The organism is Microbacterium flavum (genome assembly GCF_018717645.1).
In the GTDB taxonomy this organism is placed as follows: Bacteria; Actinomycetota; Actinomycetes; order Actinomycetales; family Microbacteriaceae; genus Microbacterium; species Microbacterium flavum.
Genome location: NZ_JAFLHG010000002.1, coordinates 117,738 through 131,777 on the forward strand (window position 1 = coordinate 117,738; position 14,040 = coordinate 131,777).

The window sequence follows — 14,040 nt, forward strand, 5'->3', positions numbered from 1 at the left end:
CCGGAAGCACGCCGGCATGTAATGTGAACGTGCACATCGAAGGTGAGGGCGCCGTGACGACAGGCGAGGAACGCACGCGCACGGCGAGCATCCGCGATGTCGCCCGCGTGGCCGACGTGTCCTACCAGACCGTCTCGCGCGTGCTGAACGGCCATCCTTCGATCCGGCCCGAGACCAAGCAGCGGGTGCTGGATGCCATGGCGGAGCTGCGGTATCGACCGAACCAGGCGGCGCGCGCTCTCGTCACGAGCCGGTCGCGCACCCTCGGCGTGATCCTCGGGTCGCGAGGCGAGTACGGTCCGACCTCCTCACTCGCCGCCGTGGAGGATGCCGCCCGTCGTCGCGGCTACTGGGTCAACTCGGCCTACCTGAGCGACACGCGCCCCGAGACGATCCGCGCGGCGGTGGAGCACCTGCGACGTCAGTCCGTGGAGGGCATCATCGTCCATGCGCCGCAGGTGCGTGTGTTCGACGTCCTCGCGGAGCTCGACGTCGACATCCCCTTCCTCGGACTGCACACGGCGGAGCGCGGCGTCGCCGAGCTCGCCGAGGATCAGCTCCGCGGCGCGCGGCTCGCCACCGAGCACCTCATCGGCCTCGGCCACGTGGAGATCCTGCACGTCGCCGGTCCCCAGGACTGGATCGAGGCCGAGAGCAGGATGCGGGGGTACCTGCACGCCATCTCCGATGCCGATCTGCCGACGCGCCCGCCGATCCTCGGCGACTGGACCGCCGACTTCGGCTACCGTGCGGCGCTCGAGCTCTCCCATCGCCTCGACTTCACCGCCGTCTTCGCGGCCAACGACGCGATGGCGCTGGGACTGCTCCACGGCTTCCGCGACGTGGGCCTCGACCTTCCGGGGCAGATGAGCGTCGTTGGCTTCGACGACATCCCGCTCGCTCGTCACGGGTGGCCGCCTCTGACCACCGTGCACCAGCACTTCGCACAGCTGGGGGAGAGGGCGATCGACGCGCTCCTCGCCGCGCTGGAATCGGACGCGGGAGCGCTGCGGGATGCCGCCGGCCCAGCCGCGCCCCCGGGCGATCTGACGCCCGAACTCGTCGTGCGGGCGTCCACCGCGCCTCCGGCTCCACGCCGCAGATGACGCTTCGGTAACGGCCCCTCGGCGCGATTGACACGACGCCCGCCAGGGTGCACGATGTTCAAGCGATGTGAACGGTCACATCGGCGGCGCGGAAGCCGCTGCGATTCGGACGACGAGGAGGTCGGGCGTGATGACTGATGCAGTGCCCATCCTGGAGATGCGCTCCATCACGAAGGAGTTCCCCGGCGTCAAGGCGCTGAACGACGTCTCCATCACCGTGGGAGCAGGCGAGATCCACGCCATCTGCGGGGAGAACGGCGCCGGCAAGTCGACTCTGATGAAGGTGCTCTCCGGGGTCTACCCCCATGGCACCTACGCGGGTGAGATCTGGTTCCGCGGTGCGCTCGTGGAGTTCCGTGACATCCGCGCGAGCGAGCAGGCGGGGATCGCGATCATCCACCAGGAGCTCGCCCTCATCCCCGAGCTCTCGATCACCGAGAACCTCTTCCTCGGCAACGAGATCGCCCGCGGGGGAGTGATCGACTGGTCCGAGGCGCGGATCCGTGCGATCGACCTGCTGGCCCGCGTGGGCCTGCGGGAGGACCCCGACACCCAGATCAAGCACCTCGGCGTCGGCAAGCAGCAGCTCGTCGAGATCGCGAAGGCGCTGGCGAAGGAGGTCAAGCTCCTCATCCTGGACGAGCCGACCGCCGCCCTCAACGAGGACGACTCGCAGCATCTGCTCGACCTGATCCTCTCGCTGAAGGGCAAGGGCATCACGTCGATCATCATCAGCCACAAGCTCAACGAGATCGAGCAGATCGCCGATGAGATCACGATCATCCGCGATGGTCGCACGATCGAGACCCTCGACCTCCGCTCCGGCGGCGTAGACGAGGACCGCATCATCCGCGGCATGGTCGGCCGCTCGCTCGAGAGCCGCTTCCCCGATCGCACGCCGCGGATCGGCGAAGTGTTCTTCGAGGTGCGCGACTGGACGATCCAGCACCCTCAGGTCGCCGAGCGTCTCGTGGCGAAGGGCTCGAACATCGTGGTGCGCCGCGGGGAGATCGTCGGCCTCGCCGGGCTCATGGGAGCCGGCCGCACGGAGCTCGCGATGAGCATCTTCGGCCGCTCGTACGGCAAGTACATCTCCGGAACGCTGATCAAGGACGGTCAGGAGGTCGTCCTCAAGGATGTGCAGTCCGCGATCTCCCACGGCCTGGCCTACGTCAGCGAGGACCGCAAGGTGCTCGGGCTCAACCTCCTCGACACCATCAAGCGGTCGATCGTCGCCGCGAAGCTCGGCAAGATCTCGCGGCGCGGCGTCGTCGACCCCTACGCGGAGAACGACGTCGCCGAGGACTACCGCAAGCGTCTGCGCATCAAGACGCCCTCCGTGGATGTCGGCGTGTCCAAGCTCTCCGGTGGCAACCAGCAGAAGGTCGTGCTGGCGAAGTGGATGTTCACCGACCCCGACCTCCTCATCCTCGACGAGCCCACCCGCGGCATCGACGTCGGGGCCAAGTACGAGATCTACACGATCGTCCAGCAGCTGGCCTCCCAGGGGAAGGGCGTGATCCTCATCTCGAGCGAGCTGCCCGAGCTCCTCGGCATCGCCGACCGCATCTACACCGTCTTCGAGGGTCAGATCACGGATGACATCCCGGCCTCCGAAGCCACTCCCGAAAACCTCATGCGCAGCATGACCTCCTCCCGACCGAAGGCGAGAGCATGACCGACACCACCTCGAAGCCGCGACAGGGCGGTGGACTCTCCGACATCCGGAAGATGTTCGGATCCGGATCGACCGGACGTCAGTTCGGCATCCTCGGCTCCCTGATCGCGATCGTCCTGTTCTTCCAGATCTGGACCGGCGGGAAGACGCTCTCCTCGCAGAACCTCATCAACGTGGTCAGCCAGCAGTCGTACATCCTGATCCTCGCGATCGGCATGGTGATGGTGATCATCATGGGGCACATCGACCTCTCCGTCGGATCGGTGGCCGCCTTCGTCGGCATCATCGTGGCGAAGTCGATGAGCGAGTGGAACGTGCCGTGGCCGTTCGCGATCGCCATCGGCCTCGTCGTCGGGGCGCTCGCCGGCGCGTGGCAGGGATTCTGGGTCGCCTACGTCGGGGTCCCAGCCTTCATCGTGACCCTCGCCGGAATGCTGATCTTCCGCGGCGCCAACCAGGCGATCGGGCAGTCGACCACGATCCCGGTGCCTCCCGCGTACAGCTTCATCGGCTCGGGGTACCTGTGGGAGCTGCCGATCCCGGTGGACTTCAACGTGCTGACGATGGTGCTCGGCCTGATCGGGGTCGGCTGGATCGTCTACAACGAGTGGCGGCTGCGTCGCCAGCAGGCGAAGATCGATGCGGAGCGCGCACCGGTGTGGGTGTCCGTGGTGAAGGTCGTCATCCTGAGCGCCGTCATCCTGTGGGCGGCATGGCTGTTCGCGACCGGTCGGCCCGGAACGAGCTTCCCGATCTCGGGCGTGATCCTGCTGGTCCTCGTCGTGATCTACTCCTTCCTCACCAACAGCACGGTGTTCGGCCGGCACATCTATGCCGTCGGCGGCAACCGACTGGCCGCCAGCCTGTCGGGCGTGAAGGATCGCCGAATCGACTTCTTCGTGATGATGAACATGTCGGTGCTGGCCGCCGTCGCGGGAATGATCTACATCGGCCGCGCCACGGCATCCGGTCCGCAGGACGGCAACGGGTGGGAGCTGGACGCCATCGCCGCCGTCTTCATCGGCGGGGCCGCGGTGTCCGGCGGTATCGGCACCGTGATCGGCTCGATCATCGGCGGTCTCGTGATGGCGTTCCTCAACAACGGACTCCAGCTCGTCGGCGCCGGCGCCGATGCGGTCTCGATCGTGAAGGGCCTCGTGCTCCTTCTCGCGGTCGCCGTCGACGTGATCAGCAAGCGCCGCGGCGGGCCGTCGATCATCGGCTTGATGATGCGCCGTCGCGAAAAGGGTGCCGAGGTCCTTCCCGAAATCCCCCTCGTCGTGCCGTCGGGCGCGAACGAGTCCAGTCAGCCCGCCGACCTTCCGAAGGTCTGACGTGCCGGTCGGCGCCTGTCGACCTTCCCCTCCCTACCAACCAAGAGAAAGTGATGGATCAATGAAGAAGATCGCACTCGCAGCGGCCGCCCTGGCGACCGTCACGGCGCTTGCCCTCACCGGCTGCTCCGGCTCCGGCCGCACGGCCGACCCCAGCGCCTCCGGCGACGCCGGCGCATCGGCCGGGTTCGCGGCGGATTCCACGATCGGTGTGGCTCTTCCGGACAAGACCTCGGAGAACTGGGTCCTCGCGGGCAAGCTCTTCGAAGACGGGCTGAAGGAAGCCGGCTTCAAGGGCGACGTCCAGTACGCCCCGGCGTCCAACACGGTCGCCGAGCAGCAGAACCAGATCTCGGCCATGATCACCAACGGCGCCAAGGTCATCGTCATCGGTGCCAAGGACGGCAAGCAGCTCGGGACGCAGCTCCAGCAGGCAGCAGATGCCGGCGTGAAGATCATCGCGTACGACCGCCTGATCGAGAACACGCCGAACGTGGACTACTACGTCGCGTTCGACAACTTCAAGGTCGGCGAGCTGCAGGGTCAGGCCCTCCTCGACGGGCTGGCGAAGCGCTCGGGCCACGCGGCGCCGTGGAACGTCGAGCTGTTCTCGGGTTCCCCCGACGACGCCAACTCGGCGGTGTTCTTCGACGGCGCCATGAAGGTGCTGCAGCCGAAGATCGACGACGGCACGCTGAAGGTCGTCTCGGGTCAGACCGCGATCGCCCAGACGGCGACGCAGGGCTGGAAGGCGGAGAATGCGCAGAGCCGCATGGACTCGCTGCTCGCCGCGAACTACACGTCCGCGACGATCGACGGCGTCCTCTCGCCGAACGACACCCTCGCCCGCGCCATCATCACCTCGGTGAAGCAGGCCGGCAAGGACATCTCGACGTTCACCGTGACCGGGCAGGACTCCGAGGTCGAGTCCGTGAAGTCGATCATGGCCGGCGAGCAGTACTCGACGATCAACAAGGACACCTCGCTTCTCGTGGAGCAGACCATCAAGATGATCGGTCAGCTGCAGAAGGGCGAGGACGTCGACGTCAACGACACGGAGCAGTACAACAACGGCGTGAAGGTCGTGCCCGCGTACCTGCTGAAGCCCGTCATCGTGACGAAGGAGAACGCGGCCGAGGCATACGCCAACAACCCGACGCTCCTCGACATCGTGAAGGCTGCGCAGTAAGACCGCACCGCCCACAGGCGAACGGCCCCCGCTCCTCGGAGCGGGGGCCGTTCGTCGTCGGGCCGGGGGAGGGGGAGCGCAGAGGCGCCCGTTTCGCGCCCGCGACCGGGCGATTGTCCCGCGAGTGAGCCGCGCGACACGCCCGGGATGCGAGCTCGATTTGCCCGATCCCCGGGATCCCCGTAACTTATTACTTGTTCGCCCCACAGGGAAGAGCGAAGAGCCGGAAGGCCTCGCCCCCTCAAGCGGAGAACCACCCCATCCCAAACCTTTCGTTTGAGAGAACATGACCTCCGGGTCTAGGATGGGATCCCACTCCTCGGAAGCTGTCGAAGAGTGCTGCTGGAGACGCCAAATCAGTCACAGACAGCCGATTTGACACGCAGAGCGAGAGGGATAAGATAGAGAAGTTGCCCGGCGGGCCGGCTTGAAGCCGAACGCCGAGTCGCCGATCTAGCTTCGTGAAATGCGTGTCATCGCGTCCGACATCACGTCGGAAACGCCGATTTGACAAGCGGAACACGAAGTGTAAGATAGAGAAGTTGCCCTGCGGGTGAGGCTGAGAGGCCGAGCAGCAGGAGCATCCGATCCTTGAGAACTCAACAGCGTGCACTTGTCAAATGCCAAATAACCTCGATTCAGCTTCGGCTGAATGAGATTCCTTTGGATCAAAGTCCGGCACTCCGGTGCCGGCAACGGATAGTCAGCAATGACATCCCTTTGGTCAGTTCAAACTCGCTCGTTCAGTCAATTTCCGGCTGATCGCAGCAACATTTCTTTATGGAGAGTTTGATCCTGGCTCAGGATGAACGCTGGCGGCGTGCTTAACACATGCAAGTCGAACGGTGAAGGTGGAGCTTGCTCCACCGGATCAGTGGCGAACGGGTGAGTAACACGTGAGCAATCTGCCCCTGACTCTGGGATAAGCGCTGGAAACGGCGTCTAATACCGGATACGAACTGCGAAGGCATCTTCAGCAGTTGGAAAGAATTTCGGTCAGGGATGAGCTCGCGGCCTATCAGCTTGTTGGTGAGGTAATGGCTCACCAAGGCGTCGACGGGTAGCCGGCCTGAGAGGGTGACCGGCCACACTGGGACTGAGACACGGCCCAGACTCCTACGGGAGGCAGCAGTGGGGAATATTGCACAATGGGCGCAAGCCTGATGCAGCAACGCCGCGTGAGGGACGACGGCCTTCGGGTTGTAAACCTCTTTTAGCAGGGAAGAAGCGAAAGTGACGGTACCTGCAGAAAAAGCGCCGGCTAACTACGTGCCAGCAGCCGCGGTAATACGTAGGGCGCAAGCGTTATCCGGAATTATTGGGCGTAAAGAGCTCGTAGGCGGTTTGTCGCGTCTGCTGTGAAATCCCGAGGCTCAACCTCGGGTCTGCAGTGGGTACGGGCAGACTAGAGTGCGGTAGGGGAGATTGGAATTCCTGGTGTAGCGGTGGAATGCGCAGATATCAGGAGGAACACCGATGGCGAAGGCAGATCTCTGGGCCGTAACTGACGCTGAGGAGCGAAAGGGTGGGGAGCAAACAGGCTTAGATACCCTGGTAGTCCACCCCGTAAACGTTGGGAACTAGTTGTGGGGTCCATTCCACGGATTCCGTGACGCAGCTAACGCATTAAGTTCCCCGCCTGGGGAGTACGGCCGCAAGGCTAAAACTCAAAGGAATTGACGGGGACCCGCACAAGCGGCGGAGCATGCGGATTAATTCGATGCAACGCGAAGAACCTTACCAAGGCTTGACATATACGAGAACGGGCCAGAAATGGTCAACTCTTTGGACACTCGTAAACAGGTGGTGCATGGTTGTCGTCAGCTCGTGTCGTGAGATGTTGGGTTAAGTCCCGCAACGAGCGCAACCCTCGTTCTATGTTGCCAGCACGTAATGGTGGGAACTCATGGGATACTGCCGGGGTCAACTCGGAGGAAGGTGGGGATGACGTCAAATCATCATGCCCCTTATGTCTTGGGCTTCACGCATGCTACAATGGCCGGTACAAAGGGCTGCAATACCGTAAGGTGGAGCGAATCCCAAAAAGCCGGTCCCAGTTCGGATTGAGGTCTGCAACTCGACCTCATGAAGTCGGAGTCGCTAGTAATCGCAGATCAGCAACGCTGCGGTGAATACGTTCCCGGGTCTTGTACACACCGCCCGTCAAGTCATGAAAGTCGGTAACACCTGAAGCCGGTGGCCCAACCCTTGTGGAGGGAGCCGTCGAAGGTGGGATCGGTAATTAGGACTAAGTCGTAACAAGGTAGCCGTACCGGAAGGTGCGGCTGGATCACCTCCTTTCTAAGGAGCATCTGGCACCCTCGGGTGTCCAGGCGCCGGATCGAGACGAACGTTCTCGCCGGTTAGCTCATGGGTGGAACATTTGACGAGGTGCCGAGGATCGAACCTCGAGCAAGTACGGCCTTCGGGTCTGGAACGTTCGAGCGGAGAGAACCGGCACATGCACGCTGTTGGGTCCTGAGGGACCGGGTGCGCGAAAGCGCAACCAACCTCAGGACCTTTTCTGATGCCGGCAGCGCCGGCCGCGGAGAGGGTACCGCCCGTACTTTGAGAACTACACAGTGGACGCGAGCATCTTTGAACCGACTTCGGTCGGTTCAGAAAGATGATCTTAAAGATCATTAGTCAATTTCAATTGACGATTCAAACTCATGTGATTTCAAGTCTTTAAGAGCAAACGGTGAATGCCTTGGCATCTGGAGCCGAAGAAGGACGTAGCAATCTGCGATAAGCCTCGGGGAGTGGATAAGCACACTTTGATCCGAGGATGTCCGAATGGGGAAACCCCGCTGGGCGGCGTGCCGACCCAGTGACTCCCGCCTGAATATATAGGGCGGGTAGAGGGAACGTGGGGAAGTGAAACATCTCAGTACCCACAGGAAGAGAAAGCAACCGCGATTCCGTTAGTAGTGGCGAGCGAAACCGGAACAGGCTAAACCGAGTACGTGTGATATCCGGCAGGAGTTGCGTATTCGGGGTTGTGGGACTTTTCAGGCTGCTCTGCCGAGCAGCCAGCGTGACAAGAAGGTATAGACGAACTGGATTGAAAGCCAGGTCATAGAGGGTGCGAACCCCGTAGTCGAAATGCCTCACTTGGCGCGAAGAGTATCCCAAGTAGCACGGGGCCCGAGAAATCCCGTGTGAATCTGTCAGGACCACCTGATAAGCCTAAATACTCCCAGATGACCGATAGCGGACAAGTACCGTGAGGGAAAGGTGAAAAGTACCCCGGGAGGGGAGTGAAATAGTACCTGAAACCGTTTGCTTACAAACCGTTGGAGCCTCCCTAGCAGGGGTGACAGCGTGCCTTTTGAAGAATGAGCCTGCGAGTTAGCGATACGTGGCGAGGTTAACCCGTGTGGGGTAGCCGTAGCGAAAGCGAGTCTGAATAGGGCGATTCAGTCGCGTGTCCTAGACCCGAAGCGAAGTGATCTATCCATGGCCAGGTTGAAGCGACGGTAAGACGTCGTGGAGGACCGAACCCACTTAGGTTGAAAACTGAGGGGATGAGCTGTGGATAGGGGTGAAAGGCCAATCAAACTTCGTGATAGCTGGTTCTCTCCGAAATGCATTTAGGTGCAGCGTTGCGTGTTTCTTGCCGGAGGTAGAGCTACTGGATGGCCGATGGGCCCTACAAGGTTACTGACGTCAGCCAAACTCCGAATGCCGGTAAGTGAGAGCGCAGCAGTGAGACTGTGGGGGATAAGCTTCATAGTCGAGAGGGAAACAACCCAGACCACCAACTAAGGTCCCAAAGCGCGTGCTAAGTGGGAAAGGATGTGGAGTTGCTTTGACAACCAGGAGGTTGGCTTAGAAGCAGCCACCCTTGAAAGAGTGCGTAATAGCTCACTGGTCAAGTGATTCCGCGCCGACAATGTAACGGGGCTCAAGCACGCCACCGAAGTTGTGGCATTGACATTATTGGTAGGCCTTCGTGGTCCAGCCGTGTTGATGGGTAGGAGAGCGTCGTGTGGCCAGCGAAGCGGCGGTGTGAACCAGCCGTGGAGGCCACACGAGTGAGAATGCAGGCATGAGTAGCGAAAGACATGTGAGAAACATGTCCTCCGAAAGACCAAGGGTTCCAGGGTCAAGCTAATCTTCCCTGGGTAAGTCGGGACCTAAGGCGAGGCCGACAGGCGTAGTCGATGGACAACGGGTTGATATTCCCGTACCGGCGAAGAACCGCCCAAGCTAATCCAGTAGTGCTAAGTATCTGAATCCCATTGACGGATCCCTTCGGGGTGAAGCGTTGGGCCTAGCGTACGACCCCATTCTGGTGCGGTTAGCGTATTAACAGGTGTGACGCAGGAAGGTAGCCCAACCCGGGCGATGGTTGTCCCGGGGCAAGTGCGTAGGCCGAGAGATAGGCAAATCCGTCTCTCACATAGGCTGAGACACGATGCGGATAAAAATTGGGTGATCCTATGCTGCCAAGAAAAGCATCGACGCGAGGTTCTAGCCGCCCGTACCCCAAACCGACTCAGGTGGTCAGGTAGAGAATACCAAGGAGATCGAGAGAATCGTGGTTAAGGAACTCGGCAAAATGCCCCCGTAACTTCGGGAGAAGGGGGGCCTTCGACGTATTAGGACTTGCTCCGAAAGCGTTTGGAGGCCGCAGAGACTAGTGGGTAGCGACTGTTTATTAAAAACACAGGTCCGTGCCAAGTCGCAAGACGATGTATACGGACTGACGCCTGCCCGGTGCTGGAAGGTTAAGAGGACCGGTTAGCCGCAAGGCGAAGCTGAGAATTTAAGCCCCAGTAAACGGCGGTGGTAACTATAACCATCCTAAGGTAGCGAAATTCCTTGTCGGGTAAGTTCCGACCTGCACGAATGGCGTAACGACTTCCCAACTGTCTCAACCGCGAACTCGGCGAAATTGCACTACGAGTAAAGATGCTCGTTACGCGCAGCAGGACGGAAAGACCCCGTGACCTTTACTACAGCTTGGTATTGGTGTTCGGTGTGGCTTGTGTAGGATAGGTGGGAGACTTTGAAGCAGGGACGCCAGTTCTTGTGGAGTCATTGTTGAAATACCACTCTGGTCACTCTGGATATCTAACTTCGAACCGTAATCCGGTTCAGGGACAGTGCCTGGTGGGTAGTTTAACTGGGGCGGTTGCCTCCCAAAAAGTAACGGAGGCGCCCAAAGGTTCCCTCAACCTGGTTGGCAATCAGGTGGCGAGTGTAAGTGCACAAGGGAGCTTGACTGTGAGACTGACAGGTCGAGCAGGGACGAAAGTCGGGACTAGTGATCCGGCAGTGGCTTGTGGAAGCGCTGTCGCTCAACGGATAAAAGGTACCTCGGGGATAACAGGCTGATCTTGCCCAAGAGTCCATATCGACGGCATGGTTTGGCACCTCGATGTCGGCTCGTCGCATCCTGGGGCTGGAGTAGGTCCCAAGGGTTGGGCTGTTCGCCCATTAAAGCGGTACGCGAGCTGGGTTTAGAACGTCGTGAGACAGTTCGGTCCCTATCCGCTGCGCGCGTAGGAAATTTGAGAGGATCTGACCCTAGTACGAGAGGACCGGGTTGGACGAACCTCTGGTGTGCCAGTTGTTCTGCCAAGAGCACCGCTGGTTAGCTACGTTCGGGATGGATAACCGCTGAAAGCATCTAAGCGGGAAGCCGGCCTCAAGATGAGATTTCCATGCCTTCGGGCGAGAGGCTCCCAGCCAGACTACTGGGTTGATAGGCCGGATGTGGAAGCGCGGTAACGCGTGAAGCTGACCGGTACTAATAAGCCGATGACTTGATAACATCACCGTTTTAGGTGCTTGCGTCCACTGAGTGGTTCTCGATGTACGGTCGAGAACCGCATGACAATGACTATTGTTATGCAGACTGAAACATCAATAGTGTTTCGGCGGCCATAGCGTGAGGGAAACGCCCGGTTACATTCCGAACCCGGAAGCTAAGCCTCACAGCGCCGATGGTACTGCAGGGGGGACCCTGTGGGAGAGTAGGACACCGCCGGACTTCTTTCGTGAAAAGGCCACCCAATGTTGGGTGGCCTTTTCTCGTTTACGGGCATGAAAGGATGCAGCCATGGCTGACGAACAACGACCGCGTGAGGATGAGCCGCGGCGATCGGCAGCCGGAAGCGGATCCCCGCGTGGCTCGCGTGATGGCCAGAAGAAGCCGTACTCCTCGCGCGACGGGGAGCGGAAGTCGTATCCGCCGCACGATGGTGAGCGGAAGCAGTACCCGCCCCGCGACGGCGAGCGGAAGCAGTATCCGCCGCGCGATGGTGAGCGGAAGTCGTATCCGCCGCGTGACGGTGAACGGAAGTCGTACGCTCCCCGTGACGGTGAGCGGAAGCAGTACGCTCCGCGTGACGGTGAGCGTCGCTCCTACCCGCCCCGCGATGGCGAGCGGAAGCAGTATCCGCCGCGCGATGGTGAGCGGAAGTCGTACGCTCCGCGTGACGGTGAGCGTCGCTCGTACCCGCCCCGCGATGGCGAGCGAAAGCAGTACCCGCCGCGTGACGGCGAGCGTCGCTCGTATCCGCCGCGCGACGGTGAGCGGAAGTCGTATCCGCCCCGCGACGGTGAGCGGAAGTCGTATCCGCGCCGCGACGGTGAGCGGAAGTCGTATCCGCCCCGCGACGGTGAGCGGAAGTCGTATCCGCCCCGCGATGGCGAGCGGAAGTCGTATCCGCCGCGTGATGGTGAGCGTCGCTCGTATCCGCCCCGCGATGGCGAGCGGAAGTCGTATCCGCCCCGGGACGCGGGTGACCGCCGGACGTCGCGGCCGCCGCAGAGCTCTGACCGGCGCACGGGGCCGGCAGGACCCGAGCTTCCCGACGACGTGACGCCCCAGGACCTCAACGGGGCCGCACGCAACGAGCTCAAGACCTTGAGCAAGGAGAACGCCGAGCAGGTCGCGCGGCACCTCGCGATGGCCGCACGACTCATCGACGAGGACCCGGCACTCGCCCACGAGCACGCGCTCGCGGCGTCACGCAGCGCGGGACGGATAGCGATCGTCCGCGAGACGGTGGCGATCACTGCGTACGCGATCGGCGATTTCGCCCTCGCGGTGCGCGAACTGCGTACATTCCGCCGCATCTCGGGGCGTGACGACCAGATCGCTCTCCTCGTCGACAGTGAGCGGGGGGTCGGACGTCCCGACCGCGCCCTCGAGGTGGGACGTGCCGTCGATCGCAGCGCCTTGCCCGTCGACGTTCGCGTCGAGCTCGCGATCGCGATGTCCGGGGCTCGATTGGATCTCGGCGAGAACGAGCGTGCCCTGCAGGAGCTCGACATCCCCGAGCTCGACCCGGACCGCGCATTCTCGTGGAGCGCGGGGCTGTTCGCCGCGCGCGCCGCCGTTCTGGAGGAGCTCGGTCGGGTCGACGAGGCAGGGGAGTGGATGCGACGTGCGCAGATCGCCCAATCGGCCATCGATGCGGTTGACGCTGATCGAGAGGTGATCGTGGTCGACGAGATCGAAGAACTGGTCCTCGACGACGAGCCGCGCGCTTCCGCTGAGATCGACGATCCCCAGCCCGTCGACGCCGACGCGGAGATCCCCGCTGCCGCCGAGCCGGTCGTGTCGGAGCCGGTCGTGTCGGAGCTAGTCGTGTCGGAGCCGAGCGTGCAGGATGAGGTCGATGAGATCCTCGTCGAGGCCGGCGTCGATGACGCGTCCGACGAGCTCGATCGCTGATGGGGCTGTTCTCGCGCCGCGAGGCGGAGCCCACCCCGCTCGATGGGGTCGACACCGTGTTGGCCGACCTGGATGGCGTCGTGTACGCCGGCGCTCACGCGCTGCCGCACGCCGTCGAGAGCCTGAACCGCGCGGGTGAGACGCGACGGCTGGGGTACATCACGAACAACGCCTCACGACGGGATGCCACGGTCGCCGAGCACTTGCGCGAGCTGGGGCTCACCCGCACGATGCCCGAGGATGTGGTGACCAGCCCGCAGGCGGCCATGCGCCTGCTCCGCGAACGGGTCGCGCCCGGTGCGACCGTCCTCGTCGTCGGGGGCGATGGCCTCGTGTTCGAGCTCGAGAAGGCCGGCTACGCCGTCACCCGCAGCGCGGACGACGCCCCCTCGGCCGTGCTTCAGGGGTTCGCCCCCGATGTCGGCTGGGCGCACCTCGCGGAGGCCGCCTACGCCCTGGCGACACCGGAGGACGAGGGCGGAATCCCCTGGATCGCGACGAACACGGACTGGACGATCCCTCAGGCTCGAGGGATCGCACCGGGCAATGGCACGCTCGTGTCGGCCGTGCACACCGCCGTGGGACGGCTCGCTATCGTCGCGGGGAAGCCGGAGCGCCCCATTTTCGACGAGGCGGTCGATCGATTCGCCGCGCGGCATCCGCTCTTCATCGGCGACAGGCTCGACACCGACATCGCCGGTGCGCAGAGCGCGGGGATCGCGTCGGTACTCGTCCTCACCGGCATCGACCGACCGAAGCACGTGCTGGCGGCACCGACCACCTCGCGTCCGACGTTCATCGTCGGCGATCTCCGCGAGCTTCACGAGCCTTACCCCGCGACGCTCGTCTCGGGGGACGTGACCCGGGTCGGTGAGGCCGCGGTGCGCATCGATGGACCCGACGTGCACATCGTGTCCGCGGGTGACCGGCCGATCGATCTCGTGCGCGCCGGCGCTGCCGCCATCTGGGCGACCGGCCGTGCGATCTACGGGTTCCGCGTGCCCGAGGCGCTCTACGCTGACCCGTTCCATCGCCCCTGA

General features: G+C 62.7%; 6 protein-coding genes and 3 rRNA genes. All 9 read left to right on the forward strand.

The features are described 5' to 3' along the window. Positions 1-23: 23 nt before the first annotated feature. The 9 genes from J0P97_RS02600 (at position 24) to J0P97_RS02640 (ending at position 14,040) form a co-directional block, all read left to right on the forward strand. On the forward strand, positions 24-1,106 hold the full coding sequence (locus J0P97_RS02600) for a LacI family DNA-binding transcriptional regulator (protein WP_215486222.1): 1,083 nt from the start codon (positions 24-26) through the stop codon (positions 1,104-1,106). Between the two features lie 130 nt (positions 1,107-1,236). Beyond that, positions 1,237-2,784 carry a multiple monosaccharide ABC transporter ATP-binding protein gene (gene mmsA / locus J0P97_RS02605; RefSeq protein WP_215486223.1) on the forward strand — a complete coding sequence of 516 codons (1,548 nt, stop codon included), beginning with the start codon at positions 1,237-1,239 and terminating at the stop codon, positions 2,782-2,784. Continuing rightward, positions 2,781-4,118: a multiple monosaccharide ABC transporter permease gene (mmsB, locus tag J0P97_RS02610; protein WP_215486224.1), complete on the forward strand. Its 1,338-nt coding sequence runs from the start codon at positions 2,781-2,783 to the stop codon at positions 4,116-4,118. Before mmsA ends, mmsB begins: the two co-directional genes overlap by 4 nt. Positions 4,119-4,179: 61 nt before the next feature. Continuing rightward, a complete protein-coding gene (locus tag J0P97_RS02615) occupies positions 4,180-5,307 on the forward strand; it encodes a substrate-binding domain-containing protein (RefSeq protein WP_215486225.1) in 1,128 nt (375 codons plus the stop codon). Positions 5,308-6,084: 777 nt separating this feature from the next. After that, positions 6,085-7,608: ribosomal RNA gene (locus J0P97_RS02620) — 16S ribosomal RNA — on the forward strand. 377 nt (positions 7,609-7,985) lie between these two features. Beyond that, positions 7,986-11,089 (forward strand): 23S ribosomal RNA (locus tag J0P97_RS02625). A gap of 102 nt (positions 11,090-11,191) precedes the next feature. Next, positions 11,192-11,308, forward strand: a 5S ribosomal RNA gene (gene rrf, locus J0P97_RS02630). Together the 16S, 23S and 5S rRNA genes form the textbook arrangement of a ribosomal RNA operon. Before the next feature lie 831 nt (positions 11,309-12,139). Continuing rightward, on the forward strand, positions 12,140-13,000 hold the full coding sequence (locus J0P97_RS02635) for a hypothetical protein (RefSeq protein ID WP_308163372.1): 861 nt from the start codon (positions 12,140-12,142) through the stop codon (positions 12,998-13,000). Continuing rightward, on the forward strand, positions 13,000-14,040 hold the full coding sequence (locus tag J0P97_RS02640; RefSeq protein ID WP_215486226.1) for an HAD-IIA family hydrolase: 1,041 nt from the start codon (positions 13,000-13,002) through the stop codon (positions 14,038-14,040). The genes J0P97_RS02635 and J0P97_RS02640 overlap by 1 nt, the downstream gene beginning before the upstream one ends.

What these genes read in the sequence shown, in the direction of transcription:
- J0P97_RS02615 (WP_215486225.1), top strand. Translation starts at nt 4,180, where the DNA reads ATGAAGAAGATCGCACTCGCAGCGGCCGCCCTGGCGACCGTCACGGCG.
- J0P97_RS02640 (WP_215486226.1), top strand. Translation starts at nt 13,000, where the DNA reads ATGGGGCTGTTCTCGCGCCGCGAGGCGGAGCCCACCCCGCTCGATGGG.
- mmsA (WP_215486223.1), top strand. Translation starts at nt 1,237, where the DNA reads ATGACTGATGCAGTGCCCATCCTGGAGATGCGCTCCATCACGAAGGAG.
- mmsB (WP_215486224.1), top strand. Translation starts at nt 2,781, where the DNA reads ATGACCGACACCACCTCGAAGCCGCGACAGGGCGGTGGACTCTCCGAC.